Source organism: Pseudoalteromonas sp. MMG012, from assembly GCF_018100875.1.
Classification (GTDB): Bacteria; Pseudomonadota; Gammaproteobacteria; order Enterobacterales; family Alteromonadaceae; genus Pseudoalteromonas; species Pseudoalteromonas aurantia.
In genome coordinates, this window is sequence record NZ_JAGJEF010000044.1 from 24,142 (window position 1) to 40,404 (window position 16,263).

The following is a 16,263-nucleotide window of genomic DNA, read 5'->3' on the forward strand; positions in this document are numbered from 1 at the left end:
TTTACGTTAACGTAAAGTGAAGGTCGCTTTAATTTAATCAATTTGCATTTGTCGCACAGATTATTCGTATAAGAAATAACGCGAATGTGTAGATATTCCAAAGCTCAAAAATTGGTGTCTCATAGTTTGCAAATGTGTTTCGACAACAAGAGAAGGTAGGTTATGACTAACCCCAATAACATATCGCTAAATATCAGTCATGCGCTGAAGTTTATTGATAGCCATGCCCTAAATATTCCAACACTGACAATACTTGGTGAAAATGGAGAGATATTAGAAGGCGCAACAGCCCCTGATATCGATCAAGAAACTGCTTTAAACCTATATTCGACCATGCGCTTTATTCGTTTATTAGATGAGCGTATGCAAGCTGCACAGCGCCAAGGGCGAGTGAGTTTTTATATGCAGTGCTTAGGAGAAGAAGCTGCAATTACAGCAAGTGCAGCTGCGCTTAAGCCAGAAGACATGATCATGGCCCAGTATCGTGAACAAGCAGCATTGGCATACCGAGGTTTCACTCTAGAACAGTTTATGAACCAGCTTTTCTCTAACGAAAAAGACTTGGGTAAAGGGCGTCAAATGCCCGTTCATTACGGCTCAAATGAATTACACTACCTAACTATTTCATCGCCTTTAGGTACCCAGATCCCACAAGCAACAGGGTATGCCTATGGACAGAAACTAAAACATATTGATCCTAAAACCGGTGAACTTAGTTCTGAGATTGATAATTTGACCATTTGTTATTTTGGCGAAGGCGCCGCGTCTGAAGGTGACTTTCATGCAGGTTTGAATATGGCCGCAGTGCATGAGGCACCGGTATTATTCTTTGCAAGAAACAACGGTTATGCAATTTCGACCCCAGCCGACGAGCAGTTTAAAGGCGACGGGATTGCCTCTCGCGGCGTAGGTTACGGCATAAAAACGATTCGAGTGGACGGCGGTGATGCATTAGCAGTGTTTGCAGCAACGCAAGCTGCTAGAAAAATGGCTGTTGAAAATGGTGAACCCATTTTAATTGAGTCTATCGCTTATCGTTTAGGTGCCCATTCAACATCTGATGATCCATCTGGGTATCGTAGTAAAGAAGAAGAAGCCGAATTTAAAGATAGTTGTCCAATTGAACGTTACAAGAAATGGCTATTAAAACAAGGGTGGCTAAATGAACAAGAAGATGAAGCTGAAAAAGATAAGATCAGAGAAGATATTTTAGCAGCATTAAAAGTAGCAGAAAAAATTCAAAAGCCAGCGCTCGAAGAGTTAGTATCAGATGTATATGATCAACCGATACCGGCTTTGCAAAAACAATACGAAGAACTTAAAGAGCACATAAAACAACATCCAGAAGCATATCCAGTGACCGCAGGGAGAATTAAATAATGGCTAAAATGAACATGTTACACGCCATTAACTCGGCACTCGATATTACAATGGCTGAACATAACCAAGCGTGTATTTTTGGTGAAGATGTAGGTCATTTTGGTGGCGTTTTCAGAGCCACATCAGGTTTACAAGAGAAGTATGGTAAACACCGTGTGTTCAATACACCACTGACGGAACAGGGTATCTTAGGTTTTGCTAATGGTTTGGCCGCTTTTGGTGCACCGGCATTAGCTGAGATCCAATTTGCTGATTACATCTTCCCTGCATTTGACCAAATCGTCAATGAATCTGCCAAGTTCCGCTACCGTAGTGGCAATGAATTTGATGTAGGTAATTTGACCATTCGTACACCATATGGTGGTGGTATCGCAGGAGGGTTATATCATTCACAATCACCTGAAGCATATTTCGCCCATACTCCAGGATTAAAACTGGTTGTGCCACGTAATCCATACCAAGCAAAAGGTTTGTTGCGTGCATGTATTCAAGACGATAACCCCGTTATTTTCTTTGAACCCAAACGTTTGTATCGTGCGTCGATTGGCGAAGTACCTGAAGAAGACTACAGTATCGAAATCGGCAAGGCTGAAGTGGTAAAAGAGGGTACAGATGTCACTCTTTTAGCATGGGGAGCCCAAATGGAGATTATCGAGCAAGCAGCTCAAAAGGCAGAAGAAGCAGGGGTTAGTTGTGAGATCATTGACTTGCGTAGCATTCTACCGTGGGATGTTGACACAATAGCTAAGTCTGTTGTGAAAACGGGTAGACTCATTATTAGTCATGAAGCACCAATCACAAATGGCTTTGGTGCAGAAATAGCAGCCACGATTCAAGAAACATGTTTTTTACACTTAGAATCACCTATCGCTAGAGTGTGTGGTCTCGACACGCCATATCCATTAGCGTTAGAAAAAGAATATGTGCCAGATGCGCTTAAAGTATTTGCTGCAATTAAAAAGTCTGTAGAGTTTTAAGGAGTAATCATGGCTAAAGAATTTATTCTACCTGATATTGGTGAAGGTATTGTGGAGTGCGAAGTTGTCGAATGGCTTGTTGCTGTCGGTGATGAAGTGAAAGAAGATCAGCCAATTTGTGATGTTATGACAGATAAAGCACTTGTTCAAATTCCTGCTGTACATGATGGCGTGATAACAACGTTACATTATGCTAAAGGTGAAATCGCTAAGGTACATGAGCCACTTTTTGCAATGGAAGTTGCTGGCGTGGAGTCAGTCAATGATTCTCCGGCAAATAACACGCAAGATAATGTAAATTCAGCAACACATTTTGAAGATTTTATTTTACCTGATATCGGTGAAGGAATTGTTGAATGTGAAATTGTCGAATGGCTTGTTGCACAAGGGGATGAGATTAAAGAAGATCAAGCTGTGTGCGATGTTATGACTGACAAAGCATTGGTCCAAATACCGGCTAAATATGATGGAGTTGTTGAAAAGCTCTATTACCAAAAAGGTGAGATTGCACAGGTACATAGCCCGTTATTTCAAATGCGTTTAGCAGGTGACAGTGGTGGAACTTCAAGTCAAAGTGTCACTTCACAGACCCCAACAGAAAACATAAAAACTGCTGCTGAACCAGTAAAAACACAACTCGCTGCAAATGGCAAAGCGATTGCATCTCCTGCGGTAAGAAGGTTAGCAAAAGAAAGAGACCTAGATATTAACCTAGTGCCAGGCTCGGGTAAAAATGGACGGGTTTATAAAGAAGATATAGCTCGCTTTGTATCAGGTAATACTGAGCAAGCACCAGTAAATACATCGGATCACAAGGTCGACACCCAAACTGACATTGTAAATAAATCAGTTGAAATCATAGGAAACAGCACACGCGTTGAACCAATTCGAGGCATGAAAGCGGCTATGGCGAAACAAATGGTCGCATCCGTTTCAACGATCCCGCACTTTACATTTAGTGATGAAATTGATTTAACTGACATAATCGCTCTACGGAAAGATTTGAAAGAGCAATATGCAAAAGACGGTATAAAGCTAACCATGATGCCATTTTTCATTAAGGCATTGTCTTTAGCAATTAAAGCGTTTCCAATTGTTAACTCACAAGTGAATGATGCTTGTACTGAACTAACATATTTTGATGATCATAATATTGGCATGGCGGTTGATTCTAAACTTGGCTTATTAGTCCCGAACATTAAACAGTGCCAAAATAAATCAATTGTTGATGTTGCTCAAGAAGTAACTCGTTTAACCAATGCTGCAAGAGAAGGGCGAGTCTCACCAAATGATTTAAAAGGTGGCACGATTTCAATTTCAAACATTGGTGCAATTGGGGGCACAATCGCAACGCCTATCATTAATAAACCGGAAGTCGCCATTGTTGCACTGGGTAAATTACAACATTTGCCGCGCTTCGATGAGCAAGGTAATGTCGTATCACGCTCAATAATGCAAGTTAGCTGGTCTGGCGATCACCGTGTAATAGATGGTGGTACAATCGCACGCTTTAATAACTTATGGAAAGCTTACTTAGAAAATCCTGCCAAAATGATGATGGCAATGAGCTAAGACCTACTTTGTCACGCTTTCAATAGTGACCGATTCTCATTAAATCCCCACAGTTGTGGGGATTTTTATATCTATGGTTTTTAAATATTGAATTAATAGCTACGATAATAATTTTTATATATTATTAATCACAAATTTCGTTTTTTATTTTCAATGCTTTCAGAAACTATCCAGTTATAAACAAAGACCGCAAGTGTTTTAAATATATTGTAATCGTTCTCAATTGAAATAAAGCTCATTAAACGCTACATTGTCTCACAATCTATTGGAATACTTATGCTATGGAGTTAGCGATGAAAAAATACAATTCATTAACCTTGTTATTTGTGAGTACTTTTCTAGCTGTGTTTTCTGTTTCTGCAGCACAGACAAAAAATATTAATGGTCTTTGGGAGGATGTAAATAATGAACATTTTAAAAATGGACACATGATTGTATCCCAAGATAAAGACGCTATATATAACCCATTACGTAGAGTTTAAAGGTCTTCCCCTAGTTGAGTATGGTATCGGAAGTCGCTCAGGAAATACGATAGAATATAAGGTTAAGGTGACTCAAGCTATTCCAGGTTGGACTACAGAAGGCACTCATACTTTGGCACTTTCAAATGATGGTACGCAGTTAGTTGGCTATTACAGCTCAGATGGAAAAAAAGGCCCACTAAAATTTAAAAAAATTGGAAAGTAATTTCACCCTTAGCGTTGCCAATTAAAGTTCATGGTCATTTTAACATAATGTAAATGACCATATATTTCATCACAAAAGAACTGGTAATGCTCAATCAGAATGCGCTGACTTGCGTTTTCCTATACTTGCAAAAGCTTCAATACCACTAACTATTTTATTAATTCCTTTTGACCCACCGGCCATTAGCGCACCCATCGTAAATAATTCAAATGCATTGAACAAAATGAGCTGTAGTGTAGGGATCCCCGAAAAAGAAAATACATCTGAAAAAATACGTATTCCAACTAGCCCCATGGTTAAACCTATTAAAAACCCTACAATGCCAGCTTGTTTTGTTGTTTCTGCCCGGTAGCTAGCTAATAATTCTGTCGCTTCAATCCGTTCATCTTTATTGCCATTATCAATTCTATTTACGAGTTTAATTTTTCCAGGTTGTCGGTAAGCTATGACATACAATTCGACAATACGCTCAACGATGAGTGATAAAAACAGTAACCTTAACAATAATAAAATAAACTCCTGCGGCTGGGTGAATCCAATCCAAGTTAAGTTTTGGCCAATAGCAAAAAAGTGAGAGCATATCGACAAAGAAAGTACTGATATGATGCTAATAAAAATATATTTAATGTTCATAATATAACAAAGCAATCCAAATTTTATATGAGTGAAATCAAACGAATCATGAGTCTGACATCAGCCAATTATTTTTAGACCCTATGATTAAATTTTTTTAAATTAAATTCAATGTTTTATATACCCAAGCACCCCACGCAAAACTGTGAACTCATAAAAGTGTTTGGTATGGATATGTGCATGGCATTATCACGCTATGCAGAGCAGCAATATCAAGTGCCCATGCTCAACAAAGTACTCGCTCAAGTACGTAATCAAACCATTGTGGATGAAGTAGCTAAAGGCACAACCATTCAATAGCTGGTAAAGCGCTTTAAGATCACTCGACAATGGATAAACAAAATTCTACACGAGTACAACGCGTATGAAGCAAGCGAAGTTTACCGTGAACAGCAAATGGAGTTTAAGTTATGAATTTAGCAATGAAACAACTGGTTGTTATTGGGTTAGTCACACTTGGCTATGTACTGGGCCATGTTAGTTGCTCGCCTAAACAAGCTATCGAACCACGTTGTATAGACACAGCTATCGGTAGAAATGGCGGCGAGTCTATCGCCCCAGCCAAACCAAATGGATAAAAACAACTTTGTGCTGCTCACCGCTTTACAGTTAAGCGGTGGCAGCAAGCCAAAACCGTGGATGCTCAAAGCAGGTATTAACATGTTGAGCAACCATATCAAACAACGTAAACGCCTTGGATTACCGCTCTTTGAACTAGAGAAAGAGCTTGAAGAGGCTAAGAGAATTAAACCTGATTGATGTTAATTGGGTTTTATTCTCTTGCTATGATTATTCATCTAAACTTATCTGGCTTTATTGCCAAAGTAACGAATAGCGTTGAAGCCATAAAAAAAATCGCGAAAATACTATAAATAAGACTTAACACCTCACTTTCAGTTTCGATGTCCTTCAAAAATAAAGCGCATAAATACGTTGCAACAGAAAATACGTAAACTAAAAAGCTATTCCACTTATCACCCGTTTTAATTTGAGCGTGGTAAGTAAGAATCAAAGTTACGAAACCAATGCATATAAAAGCCAATGCTCACTCCTACACATAACGAGACTACAGATTTTTTAACAAATATAAAACAGAGTCTTTTTTTGACCCAAATTATTGATAGATTTTACATTTTTAGATGCTAAATTGTTCAACGTGTACTACTCAGAATCAACATTATGACTAATTCTACGGTTTAAACAAGGTTAGAATACAAGAGGCAATTAAAGAGCTCGTTACACCTAAAGTAATAGCTAATAGACTTGAAAGTACTAGAGCTAATACCGGGTGCTTTTTCACCCATCCTAGGATTATGAAATATAGATCTTTTCTGATTCTTTTTATTTCTTTTTTTGAAGAGTCTATATATGATTTTGACACTCTTTCATTACTTAATTTTACTTGGCATTCATTGCAAATAATTGGTTTATGGCACGAAGCAATAAGATCTGTTTTTATGCCATTCATGTCAAATAAACAACCACGAGTTTCGTCGTGTGTATACCCAGTTACGTCACAAAAATCTGGAATCTTATCTCCGGCACGACGATACAATAAGGTGTAAGCATAAAGAATACGGTAAATTACGTTTTCTAAAGGGATATTTGAGTGCTCTAGAATTTCTTTGATTTCATGAAAAGTAAATACAACTTGATTATTACCTAATCTTCGAGAGTACCAATTATTTTCAATTGGCACATTAACAATAGCGATCATGAAGTCCCCATTAAATTTCACAGGTAATTGTTCTTTTACAAGCTGATCAGAAAACTCCCAGTTATAACCGTCAGAATCACAGTTAAGAGTAAAACTATCAAAATCTTCTACAATTTCAAAGGTAGAAGATTTCCACTTTTTTATTTTCGCAGTGCTGAAATTTAAAGGCATATGCCCAATAGTTACTAACTTAATTTTGACTTTGCTCATGAGCTTCCTTGAAAAGCAGATTAGCGGGAGCCTACCTTAAAAGGTAGAGGTTTATAAAAACGATTTCACTTTAAATAATTGATAAGCATATTAAATCATGCGGCTAAAAAAATAAACTGAATGCTTACGAACGACTGTTTCTCATTCATAACTGCCATTGAAGTTCTTTGTGATGTTCTCGTTCCAATCACCAGTTCTTGCATCCAAGCTATTTTTAATTTAGCCTATTTTAGTGAATTCACTCCCACCTTTGCAAACTAGTTTACATATACCCCTCATATAGTTAGCACGCCAAAATAGCCCCATGAGCAAAGCAAAATCATTGCCTGTGTGGGTGTTGGCTGAATACATTGTTGCTGCAAATACGCGAGAAGAAAAACAAGCGATTGCGGCATTGTGTGAGCCACGATATTTACAGTTGCTACGTAATAGTGTGAAAGCGCTATTAGCCAAAAAGCGTGCTGAGAAACCACCCAAAACTGTGCCTGATTGCTTTGTGCAAGTTAAAAACAAACTAAAGCACAGGTCTGAATGATGGAAAAACTAGAACAACAATTAAAACAGCACGAAGGGTGTGTGACCACGGTTTATCTTTGCTCGCAGAATAAACAAACCATTGGCTATGGCCGCAACTTAGAAGACAGAGGCATAACCGAAGACGAAGCTCTGTATTTACTGCGCAATGACATAACCGCGTTTACAGAGCAAGTAAAAAGCAATATCGACACATCAAAGTGTAACCCCGCTCGCAAAGCCGTACTCATAAACATGGCGTTTAACCTTGGTATTGCTGGGCTTCTTAATTTCAAAAAAACCATCGCAGCAGTTGAAGCGGGTAAATGGGAAACCGCCGCAGTTGAAATGCTCAATAGCCGCTGGGCCTCACAGGTAGGTGCTCGTGCTGACGAACTGGCCGAGCAAATGGCAAGCGGGGAGTGGCAGCTATGACCCCAGAGCAAGAAAACCAACTTTTTCTGAGTATCGGCCAAATACAAGCGACACAAACCGCGATTTTAAAAGAAGTGACCGACATTAAAACAGACCTAACTAAACGCGTAGATGGTTTAGAAGCCCGTGTTGAAAAGGTTGAAACCCATGTAACAAATAATCGCATAAAAATAGCGGGCTTTGGCGGTGGCGCAGGGCTACTTGTTGCCATGGCGGTAGAACTGTTAAAAACAGGCGGAGGGTAGTAAGTATGGCCCATTCACCCGATATAAAACATGCGGTACGTGATAGCTACGTAAACGAGCTGTTAGCGCTGACTGTCGCGGCAATAAAAAATAACGTGTCTGAAGGCACAGCACGGCGCTGGAAAGCAGAAGCCAAAGCGGATGGCGACGACTGGGATTTAGCCCGCGCAGCATCACGTAAATCAGAAGGGCCCGCAGGCGAATTTACCCAAGATTTCATCGAAGAGTTCACAATACAAGTCAACGAGACATTCACTTTACTTAAACAACAAAGCGATGAGCTTACGCTTGAGCAGCGTACCAAAACACTGAACTCACTCACTGACATGATGAGCAAAGTCATGAAAGTCAGTGGCGGTAATAAGCGCCTAGAAAAGCGCGCAATTGCTGCAGATGTGCTTAAGAAACTGGCAAAGTTTGTATCGACGCATAACCCCGACTTTACCCCTGCACTGATTGTTATTTTACAAGCATTTGGCCCACGTTTAGACAAAGAGCTAGACGACTAATGGCCGATATGAATTCAAAAGAGTTTTTAAAAGAACTCGACGACATAGCAGCTACTTTGCGCCGTGATATAGAAGCCAAAGAGCGTAATATTGACCCAAGCCCCGAGGCAATTTCAGCGCACAGAAAACGGGTGCTAAACGGCGACTTTACATTTTTTGTTTATACGTATTTTCCCCACCATATGTGGTTGGATGACGACCAAAAGGCAAGTGAGTTTCAAGATTACTTTATGAAGTGGTTCCCCAATGCCATAGCGTTACCCAATGGCTGGAAAAACTGGTTTGTGGCCCCACGAGGTGAGGGTAAAAGCACCCTCGCGGTAAAAATAGCTCCGCTTTATCTCGCTGTATTGGCCCTATTACAAGACGATGAAGTATGTGCAGAACTTGGAATTAAAAAGCCTGATCTCTTTATCGACTTTGTGATTTTGTTTGGTGCTGAAACCAAGATGCCTGCAAAAACTTTGGAAGTGGTTAAAACCGAGCTGCTTAACAATAACAACTTGTCGCTAGACTTTCCTGAAGTGTGTGCAGCGTCCAGCACGTGGAAAATTGGCGAGTTTGTAACAGCACAAGGGGTTAGATTTGAAGGGCGTGGCGCAGACCAAGCGGTTAGGGGCGCATTCCATGGCGCAAGCAGGCCAAAACTGCTTTTATCTGATGATATTTTAACAGACAAAGAGGCCAAATCGGCCACCGAACGAGACACACGCTGGCGCTTTTTAGAGGCGGGCGTGCAATACCTTGGGCCACCTGATGGCTCTGTGAAATTCTTAGGCGTTAACACCGTACTCAACAATGACGACCCAATCTCACGGGCTGAGTCTGCACCTGGTCATATCGTGCATAAGTTTAAAGCCATTGCACAATTCCCTGAACGCATGGATTTATGGGAGCAATGCCGTGAGCTGATGCTGCATAAAGACAAAGACTTTGAAAAGCGCGAAGCTAAAAAAGGCAATGCCGTTGCCACCCATGATAAACCCAGTTTTAAGTTTTGGTTAAAAAACAAAAAGCAAATGAGCAAAGGCTCAACAACCAGCTGGCCGAGCGTGCGAACCCTGTACGATTTGATGTGTATGTGGGCCGCAAACAAGCGCGAATTCAACCGAGAAATGCAGGGCATAGCTAAAAGCGATGAAGAGCAAATATTTTTTCAATTTGAATTTTGGGTAAACCGCTTAAGCCTTTGGGTACCGTATGGCGCATGCGACCCAAGCATGGGTAAAACAGCCAGTGCCGACCCCAGTGCTTTGCTAGTTGGCTTTTACTGCAGAGAACTGCAAAAGCTGCACGTAGAGCATGAAAGCCGCAAAGTACGTGGAGCCAGTAAGTTACTGAATGATTTGATACGCATGCAGCGTGAGTTTAACTGCTTAGTGTGGGGGTTTGAGAACAACACCGCGTTTGAATACATGCGCCAAGACTATATAAAACGCGGCCTTGAGCAGAATGTTGCATTACCTCTTAGAGGCGTGACAGCCACCGTGGCACAAGAAGAACGAATAGAAGCTCTTGAGCCTTTTGTAACCAATACCCCAGCGCAAATTGCACTGCACACTAAATGCCGATTACTTCAAGACGAGTTAGAAAACTGGCCCGATAAACAAAGCATGCACCATTACGATTTGAGCTGCGCACTTTCTATTTTGTGGATGATTTCAAGCACCGGTGCGGGTGGTTTACCCAAGCCTCGCAGTACCAAAGTAATCAAGAATATTGAGGGCTACCATGTCTAAGCCACATTTAAGCTACAAGAACTATAGAAAGCTGCAAAAGCTGTTCAACATGAGCGCAACAGACCCGAACATGCTTGCGATGATGACAGAGTTGCCCAACCCTGATCCAGTACTACGCAAAGCAGGTAAAAGCGCGCTGATTTATGATGAGATAACGCGCGACCCCCATGTTATTGGTGAGCTACGTTCACTGCGCTCAGGTATGTTTGCATTCAATGCAGAGCTGGTACCAGGCGGCGATGATGCGGCAAGCCAAAAAAGTTATGAGTTAGCACAGCAGCTTTTTGCCCGCAGGCCCCGTGTAAATACCCAGTGGCTAGACCTAGATTGGCACAACTACAGCGCCATTTTGCACGGTTATTCGGTTACGCATTTGGGCAAGTATGAAAAGGCCAATAACCAATGGTTGCCATCGAGCATCGACAGCTGGCCTGCCAGTCGTTTTGTGTTTAACAGTGACCACGAACTACTGGTTAAAACCAAAGAAAACCCACAAGGCGAACGCACTGAACATGCCCGTTGGACCTGTGTTCGACATATGCCCAGCAGCAAAAACCCGTATGGTATTCCACTATTAAGCAGTTGCTTTTGGCCATGGACGTTTAAACACGGTGGCTTTAAGTTTTTTGTGCAGTTGTGTGAGCGTTTTGGGGTGCCTTTTCCTATAGGTAAACACCCCGTTGGAACCCCTGATGGGCAAATAGAAGAGCTCATGAGTGGGCTCGTTAAGCTCATTAGTGACGGTGTGGCGGTTATACCTGACGACACCTCAATGGAAATATTAGAAAGCAAAATGAGCGGTGAGCCCGTACAGCTACAGCTTATTAATTTATGTAATTCAGAAATGAGCAAAGCGCTCACTAGCCAAACCTTAGCAACAGAACAAAAGCAAGGCGGGGCAAGGGCTGCCAGTGAAACCCATGCTAAACGCGCAGGTGAAAATCAACGAGCAGATAGGGCGCTTGTATCTGGGTATAGAAACCAAATATTAGAAGCCATTCACCAAATAAACTTTGAAGGTGGCGAGCCCCCTAAATACATTTGGCGTGACAAAAAAGACATCAATTTAGATGCGGTAAGCGTTGTTCGTGAAAGCGCAAAGCTTGTGCCTGTCACAGAGGATCACGCTTATAACACGCTGGGTATTCCCAAGCCCCAAGACGGCCAGAAAATATTAGAAGTACAGGACGATGGCGCAGGTATTGCCAGCGCTGCAAAACAAGATTTTGCGGCTAACGATAATACCGATACAGACGTGTCTACATTTGATGAGTTCGACCAAGCAACAAGCGACCAAATCGAACAGATTTGGCAGTTTGCACAGCAAGCCGAATCGCTCACAGAGTTACAGAACAGCATTAAAAACACATTCCCTGGCATAACCAATAACGCACTCGCTGAAGTTGCAGCTTCAGCGTTTGAGCTTGAGTTTTTGCAAGGGATGAATGAAGTGAAATTAGAGGAATGACGAAATGAACGATACCCCAGATGGTTACATGAAAGATGGCAAAGGCAATTTAGTTGCCATAGTAAATATAAAGCAAACTGATTTAATTAAAGATGAGTTTGTGAAAAAAGCGATAGCGCTCGCTGAGAAACAGCAGGCTGAACTAACGAACTTCAAGCGCATGCAGATGGAAGAAGCAGATAATTTTATAGAGCTATTGGCTCAAGATTATGATGTTAATTTGGGGGGTAAAAAAGGCAATGTGAATTTAAGAACTTTTGACAATACATTGGCAGTCAAAATCCAAAACCAAGAACGTATTGAGCTTGGCCCAGAGCTACAACTTGCTAAAGAACTTATTGATCAATGCATCGCTGAGTGGACGAAAGATGGTAACGAAAACATTAAAGCAATTGTGAATAAGGTTTTTTCTACAGATAAACAAGGAACGCTTAATCCTCAACGTATTCTAAGTTTACGTAAATTAGAAATAAGCGATGAATCAGGTAAATGGCTACAAGCTATGGATATTATTGCTGAGTCTGTGACCACGATAGATAGTTGTCGATTCATTCGTTTTTATAAGCAAGATACTCAAGGGAACGACGTTGCTATTTCTTTAGACATTGCAAAACTGTGAGGTGATAATGGACCCATTAACCATAGCTATTGGAATAGCAAAACTTACAGGCTTAGACGATAAAATTGGCCGTTGGATTGATGGCGATAACGGTGGTGATGTGGCCACAAAATTGGTTGATATGGCGCAAACGCTCACTGGTGTTCAAGATACCGAAACCGTGATTGATAAAATGAGTAAAAGCACCGAGCTGCAATATCAATTTCGTACAGCGCTGCTTAATAAAGAACAGCATTTAGAAGAAATCGCTTTTAAGAATGTAAACAGTGCTCGTGATATGCAAAAAGCGGCACTTGAACAAGATGATAACGAGTCAAAGCGCTTTATCTATAAATTTTCGTGGTTTTGGGCGGTCAGTTCGTCTTTATATATAGCAGCGGTAACGTTTATAGAAATACCTGCAGGATCAGAACGATTTGCAGATACTGCACTGGGCTTTATTTTAGCGACGGCACTGGGTGGCATGTTTAACTTTTTCTATGGGTCAAGCCAAGGGTCAAAGCATAAAACCAACAGCTTATTAAGCAAATTTAAGTAGGGCGCTTATGCCAATTTCTCCCAAGTATGGCCAACTCATTCAGTTTGACGAGGCCATTTCCCACTTTAAGCAGAAGATCCAAATACCCACCGAGTCATACAAAGATTTACGGGGCCATATTCATGCGCGCGCATTTACCGTTGCAGGCGCAACAAATACTGAATTACTTGGTGATTTACATAAAGCTGTGACGCATGCCATAGAAGATGGAGAAACACTAGCAGCATTTAGAAAACGCTTTGATGACATAGTTGCTAAGCATGGTTGGTCATACAATGGCAAACGAGGCTGGCGAACTAAAACGATTTATCGTAATAACAAAAATACGGCACGAGCAGCTGGCCGTTGGGAACAACAACAACGGGTAAAAGCGCGTCGGCCATATTTATTATATTTAACAGCGGGTGATCAACGCGTAAGGCCGCAACATGGCAAGTGGAATTACATTTTATTGCCAATTGAACATAATTTCTGGCATACCCATTATCCGCCAAATGGCTGGCTGTGCCGGTGCAAGGTTGTAAACCTGAGTGAAGCCGAGATAAATCGCCAAGGTTTAACGGTCACACCTGAAAACGCATTAAAAGAACACACTAAGTACTTCACAGAAGTTGACGCTAACACAGGTGAAGAATTACAACGTTTGCCAGGCATTGATTTGGGTTGGGACTATAATCCAGGCAAAGCATGGCTTGGTGGTGACATATCTGCAGGCAAAACACTCTATAAGCAAGACAAACACATTAGAGATGTGTTGATCCCAAAGTTTAATGATGCGGTGAATACTGGTGAGTCACATTTTAAAAAGCACATAGCAACAACAGCTGCTAAACAAGCTTTAGGACGACAGTTAGATGATGGTGCAAAATTGATAGTCGGGCACTTGAATAACAACGCGGTTGATAAAGTTATTGCCAAGTCAGCTTTAGATCACAGTACCTTGGTGGTCATCGATGACGCGATGATAAGTGTGTCGTTGGCGGCAATTGGATTTGAACAAACAGCGAACTTAATGCAGTTAATTCAGCAAGCAAGTTCAGCGGCCTATAATCAAAGTGTATTAAAGCTAACAACTGACAGTGCGCTGATCACAATTCAAGTGATGGCTGATTTTAATCGTGTGGTTGCCGTAGAGAAACTTTAAAGGGTGTTAAAACTGGGTTTAAACGTTATTTAAACTCGCTTTAAACACGTTTTAAAGTGAACGATTGTGATCTAATTCTAAACGTATAATGAGCAGGAATGATCGTGGAATGAGTCAAAATGAGCGGGTTTTGTCTAAAAACAAACGTAATTTGATTTGTAATGATTTTAGAGTTAGTCTAGGCGAAGTCCTTAGTTAATAGGGGCTTCAGAGCAATCAAATCTAAAATATCAGTTCCTCATTAAATCTAGAAATGAACGACCCCTTACAATTAAATCTAGAAATGAACGACCCCTTACACTTACACTTACAGCGATTCACATTATTTAACATAATATAAATTATAGGATGTTAACTATTATTATAATATACTGGTATTTTGATTTTTATTAAGCGAATGATTTACGTATTAAATGTCCAATACTAGACAGTATCGGACATTTTTATGGGATACACCATTCATATTATTTATGGCTTCTTACTATTTTGGCCAAGGTACAAACGCCCAAGATGTTGTAAAGCTGGCACCGTACCAACCATTATTGATCGCGACATACGGCATAGAAGTTCCACGTACCCAAGTCGGGTTTGTTGCAACCAGCTTTTCTAAATACTCCCATCCATACTGCTCTTTTAGATTCCAAAATTGATATAGCACAGCATCATCAGTATGTGGATAGGTTAAAATGACCTTTCCTTTTAATGCGGGATTTAAATAATCCAAAGCATCACGAGGAGCTTTATCTTCTGCAATAATTTTGTTGTTGAATACATTGGTAAATGCTACACCGAATAAGCCAACCCAATGTCCATGAGGATCTTTATAGTCGGGATATATTTTCTCCCAATTTTTGGGTTTATATGATTCAAGTAATCCCCGCTCGCTGTAATAGTCAAAATCATGTAATGTTTGAAGCTGTATTACATCAGGGATATTTATATCTGCTGAGCTTTCTAGTGCATTATCATAGCGAGATGCATGGTAAAAACTTAAGTCAACACTGTGCGTCAATTTCATCTTGGGAAAACGCTTTTTGAACATATCTAGATAATAATCTGCTTGATCATCCTTATCCCCCCCAGCTCGAAGTATCAGTTGACCGCCCTCCTTAACCGCTTCTGCATATAGCTCATCTAATGATCGTGTTTCTATAGTACTCGCTAATACATTTGGCATTATGAGTATTAAGGTGATTAAAGTCGTAATTAGTCTTGTCATTATGTTCTTCCTATGAGCTTAGTTATCTAAATATAATCGGGAGTATTCAACGTAGTTCCATGCATTGAACCCTCTACTGCTGACACGTAAGCTTTGGCAGTATCACTTGCCGATAGCCCTGCATCAGTGTCCATTCCCATCATCGCCATCGTTTCTTTAACAAAAATTGGCGATACAATATTCAGTCGTATCTCTTCTAGCTCTAATGCAGCTGCTTTCACAAAACTCTCTAATGCGCCATTAACCATACTCACAGCAACACTGCCGCGCATGGGTTCACGTGATAATATACCTGACGTCAACGTGACTGAGCCGCCATCATTAATATAATTCCGGCCAAATCGTACTAAATTCACCTGACCCATCAGTTTGTTACTAAGTGCAAGTTCATATTCGTCATCTGGTAGTTGATCAAAAGCTCCAAAATTTGCAACACCAGCGGTACAAACAACAGCATCGACGTTGCCAACATGTTTAAACATACTCTGAATTGAAACCTTACTACCAAAGTCTACTCTTACATCGCCATCTGTATACCTGCTGCTATCAGTTCATTACTGGTTTCAAGATATTTGGCTACAGATTTACCAATTAGGCCTGTACCACCAATTAATAGAATTTTCATTAGCTTTCTCTTTTATAGTATGTGATTGATATT

At 40.7% G+C, this 16,263-nt stretch carries 19 protein-coding genes; 15 read left to right on the top strand and 4 right to left on the bottom strand.

Features of this window, described 5'->3' with window-relative positions; translation table 11 throughout:
• The first annotated feature begins 162 nt into the window (after window positions 1-162).
• The 4 genes from J8L97_RS14550 (at window position 163) to J8L97_RS14565 (ending at window position 4,411) form a co-directional block, all read left to right on the top strand.
• Window positions 163-1,380: a thiamine pyrophosphate-dependent dehydrogenase E1 component subunit alpha gene (locus tag J8L97_RS14550; protein WP_192507575.1), complete on the top strand. Its 1,218-nt coding sequence runs from the start codon at window positions 163-165 to the stop codon at window positions 1,378-1,380.
• The gene (locus J8L97_RS14555; RefSeq protein WP_192507574.1) at window positions 1,380-2,357 is read left to right on the top strand and encodes an alpha-ketoacid dehydrogenase subunit beta; all 978 of its coding nucleotides are present in this window, start codon (window positions 1,380-1,382) and stop codon (window positions 2,355-2,357) included. Before J8L97_RS14550 ends, J8L97_RS14555 begins: the two co-directional genes overlap by 1 nt.
• A gap of 9 nt (window positions 2,358-2,366) precedes the next feature.
• A complete protein-coding gene (locus J8L97_RS14560) occupies window positions 2,367-3,929 on the top strand; it encodes a dihydrolipoyllysine-residue acetyltransferase (protein ID WP_211050645.1) in 1,563 nt (520 codons plus the stop codon).
• A 293-nt stretch (window positions 3,930-4,222) separates the two neighbouring features.
• Entirely contained in the window at window positions 4,223-4,411 is a 189-nt protein-coding gene (locus J8L97_RS14565; protein ID WP_211050646.1) for a hypothetical protein, read from the top strand.
• A gap of 295 nt (window positions 4,412-4,706) precedes the next feature.
• Here J8L97_RS14565 and J8L97_RS14570 read toward each other — a convergent pair whose 3' ends face one another.
• Window positions 4,707-5,249, bottom strand: coding sequence for a hypothetical protein (locus J8L97_RS14570; RefSeq protein ID WP_211050647.1), 543 nt, complete (start codon window positions 5,247-5,249; stop codon window positions 4,707-4,709).
• Between the two features lie 410 nt (window positions 5,250-5,659).
• Here J8L97_RS14570 and J8L97_RS14575 point away from each other — a divergent pair, with 410 nt between their 5' ends.
• Both J8L97_RS14575 and J8L97_RS14580 read left to right on the top strand, forming a co-directional pair.
• The gene (locus J8L97_RS14575; RefSeq protein ID WP_211050648.1) at window positions 5,660-5,827 is read left to right on the top strand and encodes a hypothetical protein; all 168 of its coding nucleotides are present in this window, start codon (window positions 5,660-5,662) and stop codon (window positions 5,825-5,827) included.
• The gene (locus J8L97_RS14580) at window positions 5,820-6,008 is read left to right on the top strand and encodes a hypothetical protein (protein WP_211050650.1); all 189 of its coding nucleotides are present in this window, start codon (window positions 5,820-5,822) and stop codon (window positions 6,006-6,008) included. Before J8L97_RS14575 ends, J8L97_RS14580 begins: the two co-directional genes overlap by 8 nt.
• Window positions 6,009-6,438: 430 nt before the next feature.
• On the opposite strand, the gene J8L97_RS14585 is transcribed toward J8L97_RS14580, so the two are convergent.
• Window positions 6,439-7,176 (bottom strand): hypothetical protein, encoded by a 738-nt coding sequence (locus tag J8L97_RS14585; RefSeq protein ID WP_211050652.1) that lies wholly within the window; start codon window positions 7,174-7,176, stop codon window positions 6,439-6,441.
• A 304-nt stretch (window positions 7,177-7,480) separates the two neighbouring features.
• On the opposite strand from J8L97_RS14585, the gene J8L97_RS14590 reads away from it, so the two are divergent.
• Genes J8L97_RS14590 through J8L97_RS14630 form a run of 9 tightly spaced genes read left to right on the top strand, consistent with a single transcriptional unit; the run spans window position 7,481 to window position 14,386 of the window.
• Complete coding sequence (locus J8L97_RS14590) at window positions 7,481-7,711, top strand: hypothetical protein (RefSeq protein ID WP_210998268.1); 231 nt, start codon at window positions 7,481-7,483, stop codon at window positions 7,709-7,711.
• The gene (locus tag J8L97_RS14595; RefSeq protein WP_211050654.1) at window positions 7,708-8,124 is read left to right on the top strand and encodes a glycoside hydrolase family protein; all 417 of its coding nucleotides are present in this window, start codon (window positions 7,708-7,710) and stop codon (window positions 8,122-8,124) included. The genes J8L97_RS14590 and J8L97_RS14595 overlap by 4 nt, the downstream gene beginning before the upstream one ends.
• Window positions 8,121-8,369 (top strand): hypothetical protein, encoded by a 249-nt coding sequence (locus J8L97_RS14600; protein ID WP_211050656.1) that lies wholly within the window; start codon window positions 8,121-8,123, stop codon window positions 8,367-8,369. Before J8L97_RS14595 ends, J8L97_RS14600 begins: the two co-directional genes overlap by 4 nt.
• A gap of 5 nt (window positions 8,370-8,374) precedes the next feature.
• Window positions 8,375-8,878, top strand: a complete 504-nt coding sequence (locus J8L97_RS14605) for a DUF1804 family protein (protein ID WP_211050658.1) — start codon at window positions 8,375-8,377, stop codon at window positions 8,876-8,878.
• Window positions 8,878-10,617 (top strand): hypothetical protein, encoded by a 1,740-nt coding sequence (locus J8L97_RS14610; RefSeq protein WP_211050660.1) that lies wholly within the window; start codon window positions 8,878-8,880, stop codon window positions 10,615-10,617. The genes J8L97_RS14605 and J8L97_RS14610 overlap by 1 nt, the downstream gene beginning before the upstream one ends.
• Window positions 10,610-12,085 (top strand): DUF935 family protein, encoded by a 1,476-nt coding sequence (locus tag J8L97_RS14615; protein ID WP_211050662.1) that lies wholly within the window; start codon window positions 10,610-10,612, stop codon window positions 12,083-12,085. The genes J8L97_RS14610 and J8L97_RS14615 overlap by 8 nt, the downstream gene beginning before the upstream one ends.
• A 4-nt stretch (window positions 12,086-12,089) precedes the next feature.
• On the top strand, window positions 12,090-12,704 hold the full coding sequence (locus tag J8L97_RS14620) for a DUF3164 family protein (RefSeq protein WP_211050664.1): 615 nt from the start codon (window positions 12,090-12,092) through the stop codon (window positions 12,702-12,704).
• Window positions 12,705-12,711: 7 nt separating this feature from the next.
• Entirely contained in the window at window positions 12,712-13,242 is a 531-nt protein-coding gene (locus J8L97_RS14625; RefSeq protein WP_211050666.1) for a hypothetical protein, read from the top strand.
• Between the two features lie 7 nt (window positions 13,243-13,249).
• Window positions 13,250-14,386, top strand: coding sequence for a phage minor head protein (locus J8L97_RS14630; RefSeq protein WP_211050668.1), 1,137 nt, complete (start codon window positions 13,250-13,252; stop codon window positions 14,384-14,386).
• 481 nt (window positions 14,387-14,867) lie between these two features.
• Here J8L97_RS14630 and J8L97_RS14635 read toward each other — a convergent pair whose 3' ends face one another.
• Both J8L97_RS14635 and J8L97_RS14640 read right to left on the bottom strand, forming a co-directional pair.
• Window positions 14,868-15,605: an ABC transporter substrate-binding protein gene (locus J8L97_RS14635; RefSeq protein WP_211050671.1), complete on the bottom strand. Its 738-nt coding sequence runs from the start codon at window positions 15,603-15,605 to the stop codon at window positions 14,868-14,870.
• 26 nt (window positions 15,606-15,631) lie between these two features.
• Entirely contained in the window at window positions 15,632-16,087 is a 456-nt protein-coding gene (locus J8L97_RS14640) for a short chain dehydrogenase (RefSeq protein WP_247688688.1), read from the bottom strand.
• Window positions 16,088-16,263 lie beyond the last annotated feature (176 nt).

Excerpts from the sequence above, each read along its gene's own strand:
- J8L97_RS14640 (WP_247688688.1), bottom strand. The coding sequence starts at position 16,087 with ATGTTTAAACATGTTGGCAACGTCGATGCTGTTGTTTGTACCGCTGGT.
- J8L97_RS14635 (WP_211050671.1), bottom strand. The coding sequence starts at position 15,605 with ATGACAAGACTAATTACGACTTTAATCACCTTAATACTCATAATGCCA.
- J8L97_RS14620 (WP_211050664.1), top strand. The coding sequence starts at position 12,090 with ATGAACGATACCCCAGATGGTTACATGAAAGATGGCAAAGGCAATTTA.
- J8L97_RS14630 (WP_211050668.1), top strand. The coding sequence starts at position 13,250 with ATGCCAATTTCTCCCAAGTATGGCCAACTCATTCAGTTTGACGAGGCC.
- J8L97_RS14590 (WP_210998268.1), top strand. The coding sequence starts at position 7,481 with ATGAGCAAAGCAAAATCATTGCCTGTGTGGGTGTTGGCTGAATACATT.
- J8L97_RS14560 (WP_211050645.1), top strand. The coding sequence starts at position 2,367 with ATGGCTAAAGAATTTATTCTACCTGATATTGGTGAAGGTATTGTGGAG.
- J8L97_RS14550 (WP_192507575.1), top strand. The coding sequence starts at position 163 with ATGACTAACCCCAATAACATATCGCTAAATATCAGTCATGCGCTGAAG.
- J8L97_RS14555 (WP_192507574.1), top strand. The coding sequence starts at position 1,380 with ATGGCTAAAATGAACATGTTACACGCCATTAACTCGGCACTCGATATT.
- J8L97_RS14580 (WP_211050650.1), top strand. The coding sequence starts at position 5,820 with ATGGATAAAAACAACTTTGTGCTGCTCACCGCTTTACAGTTAAGCGGT.
- J8L97_RS14610 (WP_211050660.1), top strand. The coding sequence starts at position 8,878 with ATGGCCGATATGAATTCAAAAGAGTTTTTAAAAGAACTCGACGACATA.
- J8L97_RS14570 (WP_211050647.1), bottom strand. The coding sequence starts at position 5,249 with ATGAACATTAAATATATTTTTATTAGCATCATATCAGTACTTTCTTTG.
- J8L97_RS14575 (WP_211050648.1), top strand. The coding sequence starts at position 5,660 with ATGAATTTAGCAATGAAACAACTGGTTGTTATTGGGTTAGTCACACTT.
- J8L97_RS14605 (WP_211050658.1), top strand. The coding sequence starts at position 8,375 with ATGGCCCATTCACCCGATATAAAACATGCGGTACGTGATAGCTACGTA.
- J8L97_RS14595 (WP_211050654.1), top strand. The coding sequence starts at position 7,708 with ATGATGGAAAAACTAGAACAACAATTAAAACAGCACGAAGGGTGTGTG.
- J8L97_RS14565 (WP_211050646.1), top strand. The coding sequence starts at position 4,223 with ATGAAAAAATACAATTCATTAACCTTGTTATTTGTGAGTACTTTTCTA.
- J8L97_RS14625 (WP_211050666.1), top strand. The coding sequence starts at position 12,712 with ATGGACCCATTAACCATAGCTATTGGAATAGCAAAACTTACAGGCTTA.
- J8L97_RS14585 (WP_211050652.1), bottom strand. The coding sequence starts at position 7,176 with ATGAGCAAAGTCAAAATTAAGTTAGTAACTATTGGGCATATGCCTTTA.
- J8L97_RS14600 (WP_211050656.1), top strand. The coding sequence starts at position 8,121 with ATGACCCCAGAGCAAGAAAACCAACTTTTTCTGAGTATCGGCCAAATA.
- J8L97_RS14615 (WP_211050662.1), top strand. The coding sequence starts at position 10,610 with ATGTCTAAGCCACATTTAAGCTACAAGAACTATAGAAAGCTGCAAAAG.